Source organism: Paramagnetospirillum marisnigri (assembly GCF_001650715.1).
GTDB lineage: Bacteria > Pseudomonadota > Alphaproteobacteria > Rhodospirillales > Magnetospirillaceae > Phaeospirillum > Phaeospirillum marisnigri.
In genome coordinates this window covers 239,690-257,562 of the sequence record NZ_LWQT01000088.1, presented here as the reverse complement: position 1 = coordinate 257,562, position 17,873 = coordinate 239,690, and the positions used below count along the sequence as shown (strand labels likewise).

The 17,873-nt window shown below is 66.8% G+C and carries 18 protein-coding genes; 10 read left to right on the top strand and 8 right to left on the bottom strand.

Annotated elements, in window-relative coordinates; translation table 11 throughout:
- Position 1: 1 nt before the first annotated feature.
- From A6A04_RS17120 to A6A04_RS17110, 3 genes are read right to left on the bottom strand one after another with little or no spacing between them, the layout of a single operon-like run.
- Positions 2 to 664 carry a hypothetical protein gene (locus A6A04_RS17120; RefSeq protein WP_068495044.1) on the bottom strand — a complete coding sequence of 221 codons (663 nt, stop codon included), beginning with the start codon at positions 662 to 664 and terminating at the stop codon, positions 2 to 4.
- Between the two features lie 39 nt (positions 665 to 703).
- Positions 704 to 2,413 carry a methyl-accepting chemotaxis protein gene (locus tag A6A04_RS17115; protein WP_068495042.1) on the bottom strand — a complete coding sequence of 570 codons (1,710 nt, stop codon included), beginning with the start codon at positions 2,411 to 2,413 and terminating at the stop codon, positions 704 to 706.
- Between the two features lie 12 nt (positions 2,414 to 2,425).
- A complete protein-coding gene (locus tag A6A04_RS17110; protein ID WP_068495040.1) occupies positions 2,426 to 2,887 on the bottom strand; it encodes a cache domain-containing protein in 462 nt (153 codons plus the stop codon).
- Between the two features lie 230 nt (positions 2,888 to 3,117).
- On the opposite strand from A6A04_RS17110, the gene murA reads away from it, so the two are divergent.
- Positions 3,118 to 4,416: a UDP-N-acetylglucosamine 1-carboxyvinyltransferase gene (gene murA / locus A6A04_RS17105; RefSeq protein WP_068495038.1), complete on the top strand. Its 1,299-nt coding sequence runs from the start codon at positions 3,118 to 3,120 to the stop codon at positions 4,414 to 4,416.
- A 7-nt stretch (positions 4,417 to 4,423) separates the two neighbouring features.
- Here murA and A6A04_RS17100 read toward each other — a convergent pair whose 3' ends face one another.
- Complete coding sequence (locus tag A6A04_RS17100) at positions 4,424 to 6,628, bottom strand: hypothetical protein (RefSeq protein WP_068495036.1); 2,205 nt, start codon at positions 6,626 to 6,628, stop codon at positions 4,424 to 4,426.
- A gap of 131 nt (positions 6,629 to 6,759) precedes the next feature.
- On the opposite strand from A6A04_RS17100, the gene A6A04_RS17095 reads away from it, so the two are divergent.
- The 4 genes from A6A04_RS17095 (at position 6,760) to A6A04_RS17080 (ending at position 10,791) form a co-directional block, all read left to right on the top strand.
- Positions 6,760 to 7,095 carry a hypothetical protein gene (locus tag A6A04_RS17095; RefSeq protein WP_245651263.1) on the top strand — a complete coding sequence of 112 codons (336 nt, stop codon included), beginning with the start codon at positions 6,760 to 6,762 and terminating at the stop codon, positions 7,093 to 7,095.
- A 153-nt stretch (positions 7,096 to 7,248) separates the two neighbouring features.
- Positions 7,249 to 8,904 carry a peptide ABC transporter substrate-binding protein gene (locus A6A04_RS17090; protein ID WP_068495034.1) on the top strand — a complete coding sequence of 552 codons (1,656 nt, stop codon included), beginning with the start codon at positions 7,249 to 7,251 and terminating at the stop codon, positions 8,902 to 8,904.
- A 106-nt stretch (positions 8,905 to 9,010) separates the two neighbouring features.
- Positions 9,011 to 9,955 (top strand): ABC transporter permease, encoded by a 945-nt coding sequence (locus A6A04_RS17085; RefSeq protein WP_068495032.1) that lies wholly within the window; start codon positions 9,011 to 9,013, stop codon positions 9,953 to 9,955.
- On the top strand, positions 9,952 to 10,791 hold the full coding sequence (locus A6A04_RS17080; protein ID WP_068495030.1) for an ABC transporter permease: 840 nt from the start codon (positions 9,952 to 9,954) through the stop codon (positions 10,789 to 10,791). Before A6A04_RS17085 ends, A6A04_RS17080 begins: the two co-directional genes overlap by 4 nt.
- On the opposite strand, the gene A6A04_RS17075 is transcribed toward A6A04_RS17080, so the two are convergent.
- Complete coding sequence (locus A6A04_RS17075; RefSeq protein WP_068495028.1) at positions 10,775 to 11,326, bottom strand: thioredoxin family protein; 552 nt, start codon at positions 11,324 to 11,326, stop codon at positions 10,775 to 10,777. The genes A6A04_RS17080 and A6A04_RS17075 overlap by 17 nt on opposite strands.
- A gap of 91 nt (positions 11,327 to 11,417) precedes the next feature.
- On the opposite strand from A6A04_RS17075, the gene A6A04_RS17070 reads away from it, so the two are divergent.
- Positions 11,418 to 11,795 (top strand): hypothetical protein, encoded by a 378-nt coding sequence (locus tag A6A04_RS17070; RefSeq protein ID WP_068495026.1) that lies wholly within the window; start codon positions 11,418 to 11,420, stop codon positions 11,793 to 11,795.
- A gap of 14 nt (positions 11,796 to 11,809) precedes the next feature.
- Positions 11,810 to 12,130 carry a DUF2794 domain-containing protein gene (locus A6A04_RS17065; RefSeq protein ID WP_068495024.1) on the top strand — a complete coding sequence of 107 codons (321 nt, stop codon included), beginning with the start codon at positions 11,810 to 11,812 and terminating at the stop codon, positions 12,128 to 12,130.
- A gap of 66 nt (positions 12,131 to 12,196) precedes the next feature.
- Here the strand turns inward: A6A04_RS17065 and A6A04_RS17060 are convergent, their stop codons facing one another.
- Positions 12,197 to 13,672, bottom strand: coding sequence for a B12-binding domain-containing radical SAM protein (locus tag A6A04_RS17060; RefSeq protein ID WP_172822804.1), 1,476 nt, complete (start codon positions 13,670 to 13,672; stop codon positions 12,197 to 12,199).
- Positions 13,673 to 13,838: 166 nt separating this feature from the next.
- On the opposite strand from A6A04_RS17060, the gene A6A04_RS17055 reads away from it, so the two are divergent.
- Genes A6A04_RS17055 through A6A04_RS17045 form a run of 3 tightly spaced genes read left to right on the top strand, consistent with a single transcriptional unit; the run spans position 13,839 to position 16,557 of the window.
- Positions 13,839 to 14,807 carry a glycosyltransferase family 2 protein gene (locus tag A6A04_RS17055; RefSeq protein ID WP_068495020.1) on the top strand — a complete coding sequence of 323 codons (969 nt, stop codon included), beginning with the start codon at positions 13,839 to 13,841 and terminating at the stop codon, positions 14,805 to 14,807.
- Positions 14,804 to 15,553, top strand: a complete 750-nt coding sequence (locus tag A6A04_RS17050; RefSeq protein ID WP_068495018.1) for a sugar phosphate nucleotidyltransferase — start codon at positions 14,804 to 14,806, stop codon at positions 15,551 to 15,553. The genes A6A04_RS17055 and A6A04_RS17050 overlap by 4 nt, the downstream gene beginning before the upstream one ends.
- Positions 15,550 to 16,557 carry a GHMP family kinase ATP-binding protein gene (locus A6A04_RS17045; RefSeq protein ID WP_068495016.1) on the top strand — a complete coding sequence of 336 codons (1,008 nt, stop codon included), beginning with the start codon at positions 15,550 to 15,552 and terminating at the stop codon, positions 16,555 to 16,557. The genes A6A04_RS17050 and A6A04_RS17045 overlap by 4 nt, the downstream gene beginning before the upstream one ends.
- 78 nt (positions 16,558 to 16,635) lie before the next feature.
- On the opposite strand, the gene A6A04_RS17040 is transcribed toward A6A04_RS17045, so the two are convergent.
- Both A6A04_RS17040 and A6A04_RS17035 read right to left on the bottom strand, forming a co-directional pair.
- Positions 16,636 to 17,112, bottom strand: a complete 477-nt coding sequence (locus A6A04_RS17040) for a DUF992 domain-containing protein (protein WP_068495013.1) — start codon at positions 17,110 to 17,112, stop codon at positions 16,636 to 16,638.
- Between the two features lie 211 nt (positions 17,113 to 17,323).
- Entirely contained in the window at positions 17,324 to 17,818 is a 495-nt protein-coding gene (locus A6A04_RS17035; protein WP_245651262.1) for a WbuC family cupin fold metalloprotein, read from the bottom strand.
- Between the last annotated feature and the right edge of the window lie 55 nt (positions 17,819 to 17,873).

The window sequence follows — 17,873 nt, the reverse complement described above, 5'->3', positions numbered from 1 at the left end:
TTCAGTCGGCGAACCAGCGGGCGAAGAAGGTATCGTCGCCCTCGGTGCGCAACCCCATGGTGGGGGCGCCGGTGTCGTCGATCAACTCCATGGCGCGCAGCCAGCGCACCACCTTGCGGAAATGGGCGATATTGTGGAGGCTACTGCCACCTTCCAGCCAGTTCTGCTCCAGGAAGGCCAGCACGGCGGGCTGGCCCAGTTCGGCCTCCCACAGGATGCCCAACAGGGAGCACAGCCCCTCTTCCACATCGCGTTCGGGCAGGAACAGCGACTGCACCGCGTCGGCCTCGGCCTTGCGGCCGGTTTCCGGCCCGGCGCCCAGGCCGAAATCCAGTACGGCGCGGCGCTCAGGCGCCGCCAACTGGTAATGGGCGACCTCGTGGATCAGCACGCTGGGTTCCAGATGGACCGCCACCGCCTCGCCGTCCCAGGTGAAATGCTGCTGCGGGCTCATTTCCAGGATCTTGAAGCCGAAGCGGCGGCACAGTTCCACGGCGCCCCGATGGTGGTCGGGATCGGTGGACAGGCTCAGCAGATCGCCCTCGGGCACCAGATGGGTGACGCGCCGAAACACCGCCCGGGCCAGCGGATCATCCGCCAGGGCCTGGTCGAACTCGGCCTTGAGGCCGCCGAGGATGCTGTGGTCGATGGGCGTCAGGATCATGGGCGGGTGTATTAGCCCATGATCCTGCCAAAGGGAAGCCTATCCCGCGTGGCGGACGCTGTCGTGCACCACCCGCACCAGCACCTGCTGCAGCGTGGCGATGGCCGACGAGACTTCGCCCGCCATGGCGCGCACCTGGGCGGCGTGGCCGCCGGTCTGGGATGCCTCGTCCGAGACCTCGCCGATATTGGCCGAGACCTCCTGGGCCGCCGAGGTGGTCTGGACGATATTGCGGGCGATTTCCTGGGTGGCCTCGCCCTGCTGCCCCACCGCCTCGGCGATGGTGGCGCTGATCTCCTCGATCTCGGTGATGGCGGCGATCACCTGCTTGACCGCCGCCACGCTGTCGTCGGTGACGGCGCGGATTTCGGCGATCTGGCGGTTGATCTCCTCGGTGGACTTCGAAGTCTGGTTGGCCAGGTTCTTGACCTCGCCCGCCACCACGGCGAAGCCCTTGCCCGCGTCACCGGCCCGGGCCGCCTCGATGGTGGCGTTCAAGGCCAAAAGATTGGTCTGCGACGCGATATCGGCGATCAGCCCGGCCACGTCGCCGATGCGGGCCACCGCCTTGATCAGGTCCTCCATGGTGGAGCGGGCATGACCGGCGGTATCCACCGCCCGACGGGTGACCTCGGTGGAATGGCCCATCTGCCCACGGATCTGATCGATGGAGGCGGTCAGTTCCTCGGCGGCGGCGGCCACGGTCTGGGCATTGGCCAGGGACTGCTGGGCGGCGGCGGCGACGCTTTGCGCCTTGGCGTCGACCCGGCGGGCCGACACTTCCATGTCATCGGCGCGTCCCATCACCGCCTGGGTGCGGGCGGTGACATTGCCAACGGCGGCATCGGCTTCGCGCTCCACCGTCTCGGCCATGGCCTGAAGGGCGCCGCGCTTGGCCCGTTCGGCCTCGGCGGCCATGCGCCCCTGCTCCGCCCTCAAACGCTCGGCCTCCAGTGCATTGTCGCGGAACACCTTCAGGGCGCGGGCCATGGAACCGACCTCGTCGCGGGCCTCGGTACCGTCTACCAGGGTCTCCAGATGCCCCTTGGAAATAGAGCGCATGGCCTGGATCTGGTGTCCCAGCGGCCCGGTGATGCTGCGCACCACCAGCAGGATCACCGAGATGAACACGCTCATCAGCACGGCGGTCAGAATCCAGAACCGCCGGGCGGCCTCGTCGGCGGCATCGCGGGTCTTCTGCGCCGCATCCACCGCCCCCGCCTCGATCATGGCCTGGGTGGCGTCGATCTTGGCCGCCATCTCGGCCAGTTGCTTGTCCACATGGCTCATCAGCGGGATGGCGATCAGGCGGTCGCTCTGGGCCATGTCGTTCATCTGGGCCACCGCCTTGGCGTAATTGGCCAGGCGGGTCTGGATATCGGCCATGGCCTCGGCCACGCTGGGATCGGATTTCAACTTGTCGGCCAGCCCGCCCGCCTTGGCCAGATTGGCGGCGATGGCCTTGCGCATGGACTCCAGTTTGGCTTCCGAGGTGCCGGAATCCACCAGGGCCAGATGACGGGAAACATCGGAATGGGTCTGATAGACCACGGCGATCAGCGCATCGGCCTGGATGCGCCGTTCGGCGGCCTGGACATGGATGGAGTCGATGGCGGACAGGGCCGTGCGGGCCTGCCTGTCCGCCATGACCAGCAAGAATGCGGTCAGCGCCAGGATGATGAACGGCGCCACCGTGATGCGGGCGGCGAGCGGCGTATGACGCAGCAGGGCGATCGGTCGCTCGAACATGCCCGCCTCCTCTTACTTATAGATGCCGGAATAGACGATCAGGTCCTTGCCCGGCACCCGCTTCACATAGGTCACCTTGGGCTGGATGGTGTTGGTGGCCGGGTTCTTCCAGCGGTATTCGGTCCAACCCTCGCCCTTGAGGCCGGTGTTCAGGATGTCCTTGCCCAGTTCCTTGCCGTCCTCGTCGACGAAGTTCAGCACGCTCTTGCCCTTGTTCTCGGGCTTGGGCGGGAACACGACCCAGTTGCCCTGGGTGTCGATGACGTTGATATAGACCTCGCCATACTTGAAGTCGCCTTCGGTGGTGAAGACCTTGGCGGCCTCGTCGATGCCCTTGGCGGCGACCAGTTCGGCGGCCTTGAGGGTCAGGGCCTTGACCTCGTCCTGGGTCGGCTTCTTGGCCTGGGCCTGAGCCATGCCGATGGCGGCGACCAGGCACAGCGCGGCGGCCATGGCGGTGCGGAAAATGTTCATATGCGTTTCCCCTTGTTTCATGGATGCCGCGGAAATCCTTGATTTCCCCTGGCACCCCCCTTCCTTGGCGAGCATCGTCGAACGAAACTCACGGCAAACATATCGCACCGCAACATTAACCCCGAGTCAAATCGCAAAAATTCTAATCTGCCATGCTTGGCCGCCGACCTTGACCCGGACATCGGCGGCGGGCTAAACGAGGCATCCCGTTTCTTCAGGACACAAAGCGCATGGACAGGATCCGCATCCACGGCGGAACGCCGCTCAAGGGCACCATCACCATCGGCGGCGCCAAGAACGCCGCGCTGACCCTGATGCCGGCCTGCCTGCTGACCGACGAAACCCTGTCGCTGGCCAATCTGCCCCATCTGGTGGACATCACCACCATGGCCAATCTGCTGGCCCAGCACGGGGCGCGGATGATCCTGAACGGCGACGCCAAGGACGGCGGCCATACCGGCCGGGTGCTGGAGCTGACGGCGGCGGAGATCACCAACACCACCGCGCCCTATGACCTGGTGCGCAAGATGCGGGCCTCGGTGCTGGTGCTGGGGCCGCTGCTGGCCCGCTGCGGCCAGGCCCGGGTTTCCCTGCCCGGCGGCTGCGCCATCGGCACGCGGCCGGTGGACCTCCACCTCAAAGCGCTGGAGCAGATGGGCGCCGTCATCGAGCTGGAGGAGGGCTATATCGTCGCCCGGGTCAATGGCCGCCTCAAGGGCGCCCATATCATCTTCCCGCAGGTCACCGTGGGCGGCACCGAGAACATCCTGATGGCCGCCTGCCTAGCCGAGGGCGAGACCGTCATCGCCAATGCGGCGCGCGAGCCGGAAGTGGCCGACCTGGCCCATTGCCTGGTGGCCATGGGCGCGAACATCGACGGCATCGGCAGCGGCACGCTGCGGGTCCAGGGTGTCGACCGTCTGCACGGCGCCCGCTATTCGGTGGTGCCCGACCGCATCGAGACCGGCTCCTATGCCGTGGCCGCCGCCATCACCCGGGGCGATATCGAACTGGTGGGCGCCCGCTTCGACCTGATGGAATCGGTCAACAAGGTCCTGACCGAATGCGGCGTGCTGGTGGAAGAGACCCCGCGCGGCATGCGGGTCTCGGCCGAGGGCCGCGACATCCGGGGCGTCGACATCATGACCGAGCCCTATCCCGGTTTCCCCACCGACATGCAGGCCCAGTTGATGGCGTTGATGGCGACCTCGTCCGGGGCCTCCATGATCACCGAGACCATCTTCGAGAACCGCTTCATGCATGTGCCGGAAATGACCCGCATGGGCGCGCGCATCAATGTCCACGGCGCCTCGGCCATCGTGCGCGGCGCGCCCCGGCTGTCGGGCGCCCAGGTCATGGCCACCGACCTGCGCGCCTCGGTCTCGCTGATCCTGGCCGGGCTCGCCGCCGAGGGCGAGACCATCATCAACCGCGTCTACCACCTGGATCGCGGCTATGAGCGGGTCGAGGAAAAGCTGGCCGCCTGCGGCGCCCGCATCGAGCGGATCAAGGACACCGCCGCCGAATAGGCGGCGCCTACCCAGCGCCGCCGGTCGCCGCCGCCCACAGCCGGGCGATGACGCCGAACTTCCACAAGGCGCCCGCCACCGCCACCACCGCCACCAGGAACACGGCGGTGCGCCACGGCGCCTCCTTCTCGGCATAGGGATCCTTCAGCGAACGTTGGGCACCCTCGGGCAGCTTGGCCAGATGGGTCAGCGCGGTGCCGAACGGAATATTGATGCGGGCATGGGTGTTCACCGCCCAGCCATTGGCATCCAGGATCGGCCCCAGATTGCGCTGGCGCAGCTTGAACCAGGCGATCAGCATGCTCGGCCCCGACACCAGCAGCAGCACGCCACCCAGGGCCAGCGGTATCTGCCACCACGGCAGCGACAGAAAGCCGGTGACCACCGATGCCAAGGCCGTGCCGATGGCGCCTACCGCGAGGCCCAGGGCGGCGAAGATGCCGGCGAAGCGTCCGGCGTCGAAGGGCGGCGGCGCGGCGGCGGCGGGAGCAGCGGCGGCAGGGGTGGCGGCGGGCCGGGGCGGCGGCGCGGTGGGAGCGGCGGCAGGGGCAGGCATCAGGGCCACCACCGGGGCGGCCGGGGCGGCGGCCTTGGCGGCGGCCATCTTCTCGACCTGCTGGCCGATCATCTTGCCCACCTTCTTATAGGGCGCCCAGAAGGATTGGCGGATGCCGATGGGATGGTCGATGATCTTGACCACGGTGGCGTCCCAGTCGCCGCCCTGGCGGTCGTAGAACACGCCGTTGCGCCCCACCATCAACTGATCGGAATCGCCATCGGTGACGGCGGCGGCGATGAACATCTTCTCGTCGGACTCGCCGCCTCTGCGGGTGCAGTCGCAATAGACCAGATAGATGCGCGACAGGCTGGCGACGGCTGCGTGCTTTTCCGGATCATTCACCTTGATGCACAATTCGCAGGACCGGCCGTCCAGATAAAGGGTGCCCGCCTGGAACACCGCCTTGCGCTTCCTGGTATAGAAGTCGCGGAAAGCGACGAAATTGTTGAGCAGAGTCATCAGGTCGCGGCAGCAGCGCAGCAGCCGGTCCACCGAGGCGATGGCCTTGGCCTCGGCCTCCAGGGCCAAATCCTTTTCGATCAGGTCGAGGATGGCGACCTTGGCGCCAGATGCGAGAATTTCGCGCAGGCGCGCCGCGCCCAGTTCACCCACCGGTCCGACCGGGCGTTCCGCCCGCCAGGCATTCCATGCGGCGAAGCGAGCCTTGATCCCGGTCCAGTCCTCGGCGGACAGGGCGTCGCGGCTGCCCAGCAGCGGCACCACCACCAGGGAGGTGAACGTGGTCATGGCCGAGGCCCAGGCCGGATTGCCGCCCAGGCCCAGCGGCAGGTCTCCGCCCGCCGTGACGCAGGCCAGGGGAAAGGCGGCGAGGCTTTCCTCGGCGGGCGACAGCAGCTTGCCGGACAGCGCCACCCAATCCTCCTCCGAGCGGTTGAGCGGCCCAGCGGCGCGGGGATCGAAGGCGGCCAGGGCCGAGCGGGTGAACCAGTCCTCGATCTTGTCGGACACCGCCGCCAGGGCCTCGGCCGCCGGGTCGGTGGCCTCGCCCAGGGGCTGCAATGCCGAATCAGATGCCGCCTTGTCGGCCCAGGCGACATAGGTCTCGGCCGCTTCGAAAAAATCGTCCAGCTTGGCACGGGTAATGCCTTCAAGGCCGCTGCGGTCGATCTCGCCGCCCAGGGTCTTGACCATGTCCTCGATCACCGAGCGCAGCGCGGGCTCGTCGACGATTTCCGGCGGCACCACGCCGTCGCCGTTGAAGTCGTTGGCCGAGAACACCTCCTCGACCCCGGCGACATCGGCCAGGGTGATGACCTCGGCCCCGGCCTTGCCACTCTTGGCCAGGATGCGCCGGGCGGCAGCCAGCACCGCCCTGCCCTCGTCCTTGCCGTCATCGATGGCCTCCAGCGGCAGCGAATCCTCGCGCTTGAGCAGGATATCCGGGTCCTTCAACTGAGAGCAGGCCCATTCCACCGCCGCGATCACCTCGCCCGCCCGGATGCGGCCATCCTTGTCGGTATCCAGGATATCCAGGGTCCGAGGGTCCATCTCGATCCCCCGCGTCGGGCAGCTCAGCACCGCCCACAGCTTCTGGTCCAGCGAGCCCAACGCCGCCAGCGAGACGCCGGTATCCAGCCGCACCTGATCGAACCCGCCCGCGCGGAAGAATTTCCACTGGATCGCCGCCGTCATCACCGCCCCCTGTCGCTGTCCGAACCCCAGATGATGCCCGAAGCTCCCGAAAAGGGAAGTTACCTTGTGTTACGAGAGCCGACATCACCCTGTTACCGGCGGATGATCAAATGGCCTCATGGGAAAAAGAGATGCTTAAGGAGGTCGCCATGAAGACCATGTTCAAACTGATCGCCGGTCTCGGCCTGATCACCATCGTCGCAGCCTGCACCGCCCAGGCCGCCGACCCCACTCCCGCCCAAAGCTGGACGCCGGGATGGCGCCATGAACAGATGGTCAAGGCCATGCAGGACGGAACCTTCACCCCCGGCCAGGGCTTCGGCCCCGGATACGGGCGCGGACAGGGCCCCGGCTATGGCCGTGGCATGGGCGGCCCGGGCTTCGCAGCCGCCATCGGCCCCGATGGCAAGATCGACCCGGACAAGCTGCCCGTGGGCTGCCCCATGCGCCAGGCCGCTGCCAAGTAGCCTTCAACCCCCCCCCCCTCCCAACCTCCCCCCGGCCAAGCCGGGGGGAGGTTGGGAGGGGGGGGCATGAACCAGCCATGACCGTTCCCCCGGCTTGACAGCCGGGGGTGGGGGTTCGATCCTGTCCCGGCGTTCCAACCCCGGGAGACTCCCATGCGCCGACTGCTTGCCTCCACGCTGCTGGCGACGCTGCTGTCTTTTCCGGCCCAGGCCCAGACCAAGGACGAACTGGTGATCGGCATCACCCAGTTCCCCGCCACCTTCCATCCCTCCATCGAATCCATGCTGGCCAAGACCTATGTCCTGGCCTTCGCCCATCGCCCGGTCACCGCCTATGATCCGAACTGGCAACTGGCCTGCCTGCTGTGCGAGACCCTGCCCACCCTTGAGAACGGGCTGGCCAGGCAGGAGACCCTGCCCGACGGCAAGAAGGGGATGGCGGTCACCTATACCCTGAAGGCCGGGGCCAAATGGGGCGACGGCACGCCGGTGACCAGCGACGACGTCGCCTTCACCTGGACGGTGGGCCGCCATCCCCAGTCGGGCATCGCCAGCGCCGAATTGTATCGCCGCATCCCCCGGGTGGAGATCAAGGACGCGCGGACCTTCATCCTGCACCTGGATCGGGTGACGTTCGACTATAACGCCATCAATGACCTGCGGCTGCTGCCCGCCCATCTGGAGCGCCCCCGCTTCGAGGCCGCTCCGGCCGAGTACCGCAACCGCACCGCCTATGACCAGGACACCACCAATCCCGGCCTGTACAACGGCCCCTATCGCATCGCTCAGGTGACCCAGGGCAGCCATGTGGCGCTGGAGCCCAACCCCCATTGGACCGGGCCGAAGCCCGCCTTCAAGCGGGTGGTGATCCGCGCCATCGAGAACACCGCCTCGCTGGAGGCCAATCTACTGTCGGGCGGCATCGACATGATTGCGGGCGAGTTGGGCCTGCCGTTGGAGCAGTCGCTGGCCTTCGAAAAGCGCCACGGCGCCCGTTTCAATGTCATCACCAAGCCCAGCCTGACCTACGAGCATCTCGACCTCAATCTGGGCGCCCCCGCGCTCGCCGATCGCCGGGTCAGGCAGGCACTGCTGCTGGGCCTCGACCGCGAGTCCCTGACCCGCCAACTGTTCGAGGGCCGCCAGCCGGTGGCCCATTCCCTGGTGCCGCCGCTGGACTGGGTCCATGCCGACGACATCGCCAAATACCCGTTCGATCCAGCCCGGGCGGGCGCCCTGCTGGACGAGGCGGGATGGAAGCCCGGCCCCGGCGGCATCCGCGCCAACGCGGCGGGCGACAAGCTGGCATTGGAGTTGGTCACCACGGCGGGCAACCGCTCGCGCGAACTGGTCTCCCAGGTCTTGCAGGCGCAATGGCGCAAGATCGGCGTCGAGCTGCGCCTGAAGGCCGAGCCGCCGCGCGTGCTGTTCGGCGAGACGGTGACCAAGCGCAAATTCCCCCACATGGCCATGTTCGCCTGGTATTCGGCGCCGGAAAGCGTGCCGCGCTCGACGCTCCATTCCGACTCCATCCCCACCGCCGGGAATTCCTGGTCGGGGCAGAATTATACCGGCTATGCCAACCCGGCCATGGACGCCTTGCTGGGTGCCATCGAGACCGAGTTGGACCGAACCAAACGCAAGGCGCTGTGGCGCCAGTTGCAGGTGCTCTACGCCGAGGACCTGCCCGCCCTGCCGCTGGTGTTCAAGGCGGATTCCTTCATCCTGCCCAAGGCGCTGAAGGGGCTTGTCCCCACCGGCCACCAGGACCCGTCGCCCTATTGGGTGGAGGCCTGGCGGTGGGAGTGACGGGTCTCGCCCCCTCCCCAACCCTCCCCCGGCAAAGCCGGGGGAGGGAGCCGCTTGACGTCCCCCTCCCCCGCGCGGCGCGTGGGGGAGGGCCGGGGTGGGGGCCATGATCGGCATCATCTCCCGTCGCCTCCTCCAGTCCGCCCTGGTTCTGCTGGCCATGTCCTTCGTGGTCTACGGCCTGATGGGGCTGATGCCGGGCGATCCCATCGACCTGATGATCGCCGCCGATCCCCGCCTGACCGCCGAGGACGCCCTGCGGCTCAAGGCGCTCTACGGGCTGGACCAGCCCTGGACCGAGCGCTGGGTCCGATGGCTGGCGCAGGTGGCCCGGGGCGAGTTGGGCTATTCCCGCCTTTATGCCCGGCCGGTGGCCGACACCATGGCCCCGGCCATGGTCAATACCGCCCTGCTGATGCTGACCAGCCTCGCCCTCGCCCTCGCCCTGGGGCTGCCGCTGGGCATCCTGGCCTCCTTGCGCCCCGGATCATGGACCGACCGGCTGGTGACCGTGCTGGCCACCGCCTCGGTATCGGTGCCGGTGTTCTGGCTGGGGCTGATGCTGATCGTGGTCTTCGCCGTCACCCTGGGCTGGCTGCCGGCCGGTGGCATGGGCGAGACCGGCGGCGGTGGCCGCCTGATCCACCTGATCCTGCCGGGAAGCGCCCTCGCCCTGGCCGGGCTGGGGCAGTACGCCCGGCATATGCGGGCCGCCATGCTGGCCGAGGCCGGAGCCGACTATATCCGCACCGCCCGGGCCAAGGGCTGCGGCCCCGCCCGGGTGCTGCTGCATCACCAGTTGCGCAACGCCCTGATCCCGGTGGTGACCATCGTGGCGCTGGAACTGGGCGGGCTGTTTTCCGGCGCCCTGATCACCGAGACGGTATTCGCCTGGCCCGGCATGGGCCGCCTGATCTATGAGGCGGTGATGGGCAACGACTTCAATCTGGCGCTGTCGGGCCTGCTGCTGGCCACGGTGATGACCCTGCTGGGCTCGGTGCTGGCCGACTTCGCCTATTGGCGCCTCGATCCCCGGGTGCGGGTCCGATGAGGGCCGGAGCCGCCCTGCTGGTCCTATTGCTGCTGGCGGTGGCGCTGGGGCCGCTGGTGCTGCCCGCCCCCGAGGCCCTGGACCTCGCCGCCCGCTACGCCCCGCCCTCCTGGGAGCATCCCCTGGGCACCGACGAGCTGGGCCGCGACCTCGCCGCCCGACTGCTGCATGGCGGGCGCGTCTCACTGGCGGTGGCCGCCGTCACCGCCGTGCTGGCGGCGATCATCGGCACCGGCATCGGCCTGCTGGCGGGGTTCCATGGCGGATGGGCCGACGCGGTGCTGATGCGTCTGACCGATGGGGTGATGGCTCTGCCGCTGCTGCCGCTGCTGATCGTGCTGGCCGCCGCCGATCCCGCCCGGCTGGGCCTCGACCCCGAACTGGCCGCCAGCGAGGGCTTCGCCGTGGCCCGCCTCGCCGTCATCATCGGCTGCGTCGGCTGGACCACGGTGGCGCGGCTGGTGCGGGCCTCGGCGCTGTCGCTGCGCTCGCGCGACTATGTGCGGGCGGCGGTGGTGGCGGGCGCCAGTCCCGGACGCATCATGCGCCGCCACATCCTGCCCAATATCGCCTCGCCCGTGGTGGTCTCCACCACCATATCGGTGGGCCACATCATCCTGATCGAGAGCGCGCTGTCCTTTCTCGGCCTTGGCATCCGCCCACCGCTGGCGTCCTGGGGCAACATGCTGACCGGCGCCATGGACGTGGTGTGGAGCACCCCCGCCCTGGCGGTATGGCCGGGCGCCGCCATCTTGCTGACCGTGCTGGCCTTCAACCTGCTGGGCGACGGGTTGCAGAAGCGGCTGGACCCGAAGCTGGTCAGTACCTCCACTTGATGGAGCACCCCATGCAGGGCACCTGCTCCGTGGGCGCCATACCGGTTTCCGCCACCTGGCGCATGGCCTCGAACAGCTCGCGCCGCGCATCCGGCGCCCCGGGCAGGCGGCCCGAGGCGTCCAGCCGCCCGCGATAGCAAAGCCGCAGATCCTTGTCATAGCCGAAGAAGTCGGGGGTGCACACCGCGCCATAGGCCCGCGCCACCTCCTGGCTTTCGTCATGGAGATAGGGAAAGCCCAGGCGATGGCGAGCCGCGAACTCCTTCATGGCGGCGAAGGAATCCTCGGGATACTGGATGGCGTCGTTGGCATTGATCGCTACCACGCCGATGCCCAGGGTCGACAGTTCGGCGGCGTCGCGCGCCAGCCGGTCGATGATGGCCACCACATAGGGGCAGTGGTTGCAGATGAAGGCCACCAGGGTACCGCGCGGCCCGGCCTTATCCGCCAGGGACCACATTTTGCCGTCGATGCCGGGCAAGGTGAAATCCGGGGCCGTCTGGCCCAGTTCGCCGCAAGGTGTCTCGACCGCCATTGTCGTCCTCCCCGATGGGCAGAAACTGCCCATTGATTCCGCACCCCACGAGTCACAGAATACCCTGGAAGCAGGTTCAAGGATCATAGAAATGATCGGGCGTTACGCCGTTTTGGCATTGGTTCTGGTCCTCGGTGGGTGCGGCTATGTCAGCCGCGCCGGAATCGGCGACGCGCCCAAGCCCCTGCCCAATCCCTACACCTTCTTCCAGTTGGAGGCGCTCAGCCTCATCAACACCCACAAGACCATCGGCGACCACATCATCGGCTGGATCGCCGACAAGGATTGTTCCAGCCCGCGCGCCGAGCGGGGCGAGGAGTATTGCCGCGACTGGCCGGGCAAGCCCGCGCCGCCGCCCCAGGTCTATTGCTACACCACCCTGGCCAGGCCCAGCTGCTATTCGCAGCCCTATAACGAAGGCAATGATCACCTGATCGGCTTCGTTCCGGCCTCGACCCCCATCCGCTGACGGGCGGGCCGGTCATGTCCACCCTGGTGCGCATGGCCGAATACAAAGCGAAGCCCGGCTTCGTCCGCTTCGAGAAATCCGAACTCAGCCAGATCCTGGCGCTTTACGCCGGGCGGGTCGCCAATGGCGACTGGCGCGACTACGCCATCGATATCGGCCCGGACGAGGCCGCCTTCTCGGTCTATCGCCATACCCTGGAACGGCCGCTATTCACCATCGCCAAGGACCGCCGCCGCAAGGGCTGGGTGGTACGGTCCGGCGGGCGCGAACTGGCCCGCGCCGACCGGCTGGCCGACATCCTTCCCGCCCTGGGAGGCAAGCCGAGGGGGGTGTGACCCCAGGCGGCAGGAACGGCCGCGCTTCTATAATTGAGGTGAGGCCTGAGCGGGCATCCTGCCCGCTCAGGCGGCCTTCTTGTCGTCCGCCCGGCCCTGCTCCTGGTAGTCGTCGTCCTGCCGGCCCGCGATGCCGTGCAGGAAGGTCTTGCGCGACTTCCAGAAGAATACCAGCGCCTGGATCGGGGTGATGTTGAACAAGATCAGGTCCTGGATGTGCTGCACCAGGATCAGCCAGCGGAAATACCTGGACCAGCGGCTGGTCAGGATGGGCTTGGCGAAATGGATCAGGCCGGGGATCACCACCAGCAGATAGCCCGCCCACAGGATGTTTTCCAGATGGGGATGGCTGCCGTCCACGTCGCGGGACTTGTAGGTGAATTCGCCCTCGGCCTCGCACCAGTTCTTGGCCAGGGCCTCGTCGGCCAGCTTGGTGCCCTTGTACATCTTCAAGATGCAGGTCTTGGTGCCCAGCGGCTTCAGTTCGCGGTTGAACTTGATGCTCTCGATGGCGTGTTCCAGCGTCTCGTTGGGCAGGGCGAACATGATGTTGGAGACGTAGTGGATGCCGTATTTGCGCAACAGGCGGCAGGTCTCGAGATAGGTGGCGTTGGGGATCGGCTTGCTCAGCGTCTTCATGCGGGTCTCCTCGACCCCCGTCTCCAGGCCGAACACCACGCCGCGGCAGCCCGCCGCCTTCAGCGCCGCCACCAGCGGCTCGTCGATGATCTGGACCGAGATGTTGCACGAGAACGGCAGGCCGATGGCCTGTTTGTAGCGGGAGCAGAACTCGTGCACCCACTTCTTGTTCAGGTTGAAGGTATCGTCGGAGAAATGGACCTGGCGGGTGGGGTACTTGGTCACCGTCGCCTTGATTTCCTCCAGCACCAGATCCACCGAGCGGCGGCGCACCAGCTTGCCCTTGCCGTCATACATGTCGGCCATGGCGGGCTCGAAGCAGTAGGAGCACTTGTAGGGGCAGCCGCGCTGGGTCATGAAGCGCTTGACCCCCATGCCCGCCAGCAGCGGATAGCGGTCGTAATACAGTTCGCGGTCGGGCGGCGGATACTGGTCCAGCGGCTCCAGGTTGCCCACCGGGTTCTTCTGCCAGGCGCCGTCCTCGCGGCGCGACCACAGCCCCGCCACGTCGAGGCAGTCGCGGCCCGAGCCCAGCCGGTCCATGACGTCGAGCAGGGCTTCCTCGCCCTCGCCGATGCAGATGTAGTCGATGCCGGGATAGGTGGCCACCTGCTCGGTCATGAACATGCAGTGCGCCCCGCCCCAGATGATGGGCAGGCCCAGCTTTTCCTTGATGACGGCGGTCAGCGGCCGGAAGGCCTCCACCTGCGGCGTCATCACCGAGAAACCGACCAGATCGGGCTTGGACGCCCGGATATGGGCCAGCACCGACTCGGTGGTGGGATGGTCGGTGAGCATGGTGAGATCGACGGCGTGCCCCTTGGCCTTGACGTAGGAGCTGAGCGACATGATGCCCAACCCCTCGTTGAGCAGGTTGTCGCTGATGAACAGAATCTTGGCCACGGCCACCTCGAAGCAGGTTGGAAGTGATCGAAATACCCCGGCGGCGGGCCAAAAAGCAATAAAGTCATGCCCCGCCCCGCCGAAGCGGGTGGCGAAGGTTGAAAAGCCCGCCCCCATTCCCTACAGTGCGCCCGCGCTTTTTACGGGTCTGGGTCGGCGGTTTGACATGAAGTCGGATTTGGTGTCCATCATCCTCTCGTTTCGGAACGAAGAGGACAATCTGCCGGAATTGATCCGCAGGCTGACCCTGATGGCCGATTCCCAGCCCGAGGGCTATGAATTCATCTTCGTCAACGATTGCTCGTGCGACCGTTCGCGCGAGATTCTTGTCGAGGCCCGCGCCAAGGACCCCCGCGTCAAGTTCCTGACCACCGCGCGCCGGGCCGGGCCGTCGGAAGGTGTGCTGGCCGGGCTGGCCGCCGCGACCGGCGACGCCCTGATCTACATGGATTGCGACCTGCAGGACCCGCCAGAACTGCTGCCGACCCTGCTGGCCCATTGGCGCGACGGCTGCGACGTGGTCCATACCCGCCGCATCGCCCGGCATGGCGAGGACCCGGTGCGCATGTGGCTGACCCGGCGCGCCTACCAGATCATCAACTGGACCTCGCGCGGGCAGATGCCCATCGAATCCGGCGATTTCAAGCTGCTGTCGCGCCGTGCCGCGCAGCATCTGCTGTCCCTGCGCGAGCATGACCCCTATATCCGTGGCCTGGCGGTATGGCTGGGCTTCAAGCAGGCCTTCGTTGACTACGAGCGTCAGGCGAGGCATTGCGGCGAAAGCAAGTTCACCGGCCTGCACCGCAACGCCTTCAAGGCCACGGTGGCGGGCATCACCTCCTTCTCCTTCCTACCCATCTACCTCACCCTATGCGCCGGACTGGCGGGCTCGGCCCTGGTGCCGGTGCTGCTGCTGGCCGCCCTGGTCGCCTGGGGGCTGGGGGGCGGTGTCTCGGGCTGGCTGATCGCCGCCCTGGCCTTCTTCCTGTGGGGCAGCGTCATGACCGCCCTGGGGGCCGTCGGCCTCTATATCGTGCGGATCTACAAGGAAGTACGTGGTCGGCCACGCTGGATCGTCGCCGAGGCGGAAGGCCTGGACATCGTCCCCGACCGCGCCGTGATGGGGCCGTCATGAGCAAGGGCCTCGACGGCATCGACGTCATCGTCCTGGCCGGTGGCCTGGGCACCCGTATCCGGGGCGTGCTGGGCGATACCCCCAAGGTGCTGGCCCCCATCAACGGCCGTCCCTTCCTCGACCATCTGCTGGATCATCTGGCCGCCCTCGGCGCCGGGCGGGCGGTGCTGTCCCTGGGCGTGGGAGCCGGACAGGTGATCGACCACCTGAACCAGCGAATCTATCCGCTGCCGGTGGTGCCGGTGGTGGAACCGGCGCCGCAGGGGACCGGTGGCGCCGTGCGCCATGTCATGCCTTCCCTGACGGGCGAGCCGGTGATGGTGATGAACGGCGACACCTGGCTGGAAGCCGATTTCGGGGCGTTCCTGGCGGCCCACCGCATGGCCGGCCGACCGATATCGCTCTTGTGTGTCGCCGTGGACGATGTTTCACGCTATGGTCGGGTGGAGATGGAGCCCGATGGAAACGTCACCCGCTTCGCCGAGAAGGACCCGGCCCTGGCCGGTCCGGGTTGGATCAATGGCGGCGCCTTGCTGTTGTCGGCCCAGGCGCTGCAGCGCCTCGCCGCCGGAACCGGCGCCTCGCTGGAACGCGACTTCCTGGGCGAGGCTCCGGACGGGTGGATCTTCGGCTGGCGGGCCGAGGGCGCGGCCTTCATCGATATCGGCACCCCCGACAGCCTGGCCGAGGCCGGCGGCGTGCTTCCGCAACAGACGACCCCGGCCGCAGGAAAGCCCAAGGCATGATCATCAGCCGCACCCCTTTTCGTGTATCCCTGTTCGGCGGTGGTTCCGACTACCCCACCTGGTTCAAGCAGTTCGGCGGTCAGGTGGTGGGCTTCGCCATCAACAAGTACTGCTACATCACCCTGCGGTCACTGCCGCCCTTCTTCGCCCACAGGCACCGCATCGCTTATTCCCAGGTGGAAAACGTCAACGAGATTTCCGAGATCCAGCATCCGGCGGTGCGCGCCGTTCTGGCGGAAATGGGAGTGGATTCCGGTGTCGAAATCCACCATGACGGCGATCTGCCCGCCCGCTCGGGCATGGGCTCGTCGTCCTCCTTCACTGTCGGTCTGATCAACACCCTGCTGGCCAAGCAAGGTCGCATGGCCACCAAGAAGCAGCTGGCCGAGGAGGCGATCCGCATCGAGCAGCAGGTGATTGGCGAGAATGTGGGATCGCAGGATCAGGTCTGGGCCGCCTATGGCGGCATGAACCGCATCTCCTTCCTGCACGACGGCAGCTTCGACGTAGCGCCACTGATCATCGCCACCGAGCGCCGCAAGGCCATGATCGGCTCGCTGATGCTGTTCTTCACCGGCTTCTCGCGCTTCGCCGACAAGGTGGCGGCCAAGCAGATCGCCAATATGGACAACCGCCGCGCCCATATCCACAAGATGGCCGCCATGGTGGACGAAGCCATTTCCATCATGAGCGCCCCGGTCGACCGGCCGCTGGACGACCTGGGCAAACTGCTGCATGAAAGCTGGCTGCTGAAGCGGGAACTGGCCGACGCGGTCAGCACCCCGGAGATCGACGAGATCTATCAGGCGGCCATGGACGCGGGCGCCATCGGCGGCAAGCTGCTGGGCGCGGGCGGTGGCGGCTTCATGCTGTTCTATGTGCGCCCCGAGAACCAGGCCAAGGTGCGCGAGCGCCTGAAGAACCTGATCCACGTGGATTTCGACGTGGACACGTCGGGTAGCAAGATCGTGGTCTACGAGCCCAACGGCCTGGAATACAGCTGATCGGCGGCAGCGGTCAGCGCCAAGAAAAAAGGCGGTCCCTTAGGGGGCCGCCTTTATCCTTTTGCCCTTGGGCCAGACTTACTTGGCGCCGTTGATGGCCAGGTAGCTGATGCCGCCGGTGGCGCCGATGCCGATCTGGCCACCCAGGCCGATGGGAACCAGGGTGATATCGTTGCCGATGCCGGCCAGACCCGCCTGGGCGGCAATGCCGACACCCAGGGTCGCCGAAGCCTTGGCGCCGACGAAGTAGCCTTCCAGGCTGTTCTTGTCCTTCCAGGTGCCGCCGAGCACGAGATAGCCCATCACGGCCTTGTTCTCGATTTCCAGGTCGATACCCAGCAGGATGCCGTCGATGCCGGTATATTTCTGCGGGCCGCCGATGCCGTCATAGGTGCACTCGACGGGGTTGCGGGAATGCAGGACATAGGTCGTCCCGGTGCCGGTCTTGGAGCAGCTCAGGATACCGAGAACACCACCACCTTCGGCCTTGGCCTCCCCGCTCAGTCCAACCATGGCGGCGGCGGCGATCAGGGCCGGAGCAATCCACTTCTTCATTAATCCCTCCTGTGGAAATCCATCGCCGACAGCCCGCAGACCACCCGCCCGGGACCAGCAGCCCTGCAAGAGTAGGACAGGATTGCCATCAATGAAAGGGGGAAGGTTGGAAATCCGCACAAAGCGCACCACAGCATTGCCTTGCTGCATTGCAGCGTAACTTTTGGGGCGCCCAGGCCAGAAGAAAATGCATATGAAAGTTTTGCCAGACTTACTGTCCTTTTCCTTGCACGATCCATGCACCCCCTGGCCTTGCCTGGAAGCGCAGCCAGTCGCGACATGCCGCCGACTGTTCGCTCCCTTCCGGCGGCGCCCATGCGGCAAAGTCGGATTCCGGCGTTGGCGCATAGGGACCGGCCTTGACCTCCAGCATCAGCGCTCCGCTTTTGCCCGCCACCACCGTATGCCAGCTTCCCGCCGGGAATTCGACGATGCGCGGACCGGTCGCCCCCGCCTCGATCCGCTCGGCGACCCTGCCCTGGTCATCAAAGGACAACAGCGAGGCGGTTCCTTCCAGCAGAACGAACATCTCGAACTTGCCGGGATGGCGGTGCGGCCGGATATAGGTGTCGGGCTCCAGGGCAATGAGCAGGCGGTTGATGGGCTCATTGGTGTCGTCATGGATGTTGAGGTGGGCGCGGCGACGCGGCGCGCTTCCCGCGGCGGCGACCAGGGCGGCCAGACGGTCGGATGAAAGGATCTTCAATTGGAACATTCCTTTACCAGAACTTCAGACTCTCGCATCAAAATGCTGAAATGGC